The organism is Pseudomonadota bacterium (assembly GCA_010028905.1).
Taxonomy (GTDB): Bacteria; Vulcanimicrobiota; Xenobia; order RGZZ01; family RGZZ01; genus RGZZ01.
Genome location: RGZZ01000906.1, coordinates 1 through 1,110 on the forward strand (window position 1 = coordinate 1; position 1,110 = coordinate 1,110).

General features: G+C 64.4%; 1 protein-coding gene. It reads right to left on the bottom strand.

Features of this window, described 5'->3' with window-relative positions; translation table 11 throughout:
* A partial coding sequence (locus EB084_26275) for a hypothetical protein (protein NDD31770.1) occupies positions 1-1,099 on the bottom strand: 1,099 nt, incomplete at its 3' end.
* Between the last annotated feature and the right edge of the window lie 11 nt (positions 1,100-1,110).

Sequence of the window (1,110 nt, forward strand, 5' to 3'; positions counted from 1 at the left end):
GCTGGGTGTTGTCGTTCGCCCACTTCTCACACGCGTCGTTCGCCTCCTTGATCTCCGCCGCGTTGAGGGCGACCGAGGGGAGGTTCATCCAGGCCAGACGGGCGGCGTTGGCGGTGTTAATCTCAGCTTGGTTAGTGACGGTACTGCCATCGGCCGCGAGAACTGGCGCAGGTGGCGCGGGCGGTTCCGGTGCCGCCCGCCCCATGTTGGGCGATGGCGCGGCAGGGGGCTTCGGCCTAGTGCCAGCGACGAGGGGCGCAGCGGAGACAAGCTTGTAGGCGACATAGGCCGAGAAGAGCATGAACCACGCCGTGAAATCGATGCGCTCGCCACTGAAGCTCGGCACGCGCTTACTCTCATCACCGGCGGAGTTCACGAGGGGGAGCAGGGCTAAGATCCAGAAGGGTCTCATACGCATCAACACCATCGGGGAGTAGAGGCGCAGGTAGGTGGCGACGAGCAGGGAGTCGAAGGTGCGCCAGGCTACGCCCGAGCGCCCAGACAGAAAGCAGGCGTGGGCAACCAGGCAGTCGCGGGTGCGAAGGAGCCTAACCGCGATGGCTAGCCCGACGTTGAGCGTGAGGCCCTCAGTGCGCTTGGTGACCCGCGATCCAAGATGATAGGCGCGGGCGGTGATGATCGTCGGTGCGATGAGAGCGACGCGCGCGTACACGGTAGCGACCTGGTAAAGGTAAGGTGTCGAAGGGTCACCATCGCCAAGGACCATCATCACGCAGCGGTGGGTTTGCACCAGCTTGTCGAGCCAAGTGGGAGCCGTGAGATCACGCAGCGCCCGCCGAGCGTCGCGGCGATCACGGGTGGGGCAACGCTTCTTGCCGACCCACCCGCGATGCAGGGCGCTGGTGAGCTCGGCGGTAGCTGGGTCGTGAAGAGCAGCCCGGCGGTCGAGAGCGCCAGCCAGGCACGCCAGGGTGGCGGCCAAGCGACGAGTGGTGGCGGTCGCAATGGTACCAGCAAGGGTGATGCATTCGATCAAAAGGTGGATCGGCAGCATGGTAACCGAGTCAACAACCGCCAGGGCAACGAAGCCAACGAGCTGAGTGACGAAGGAGGTGAACAGCACGAAGCCAACGATCAAACTAACGCTCA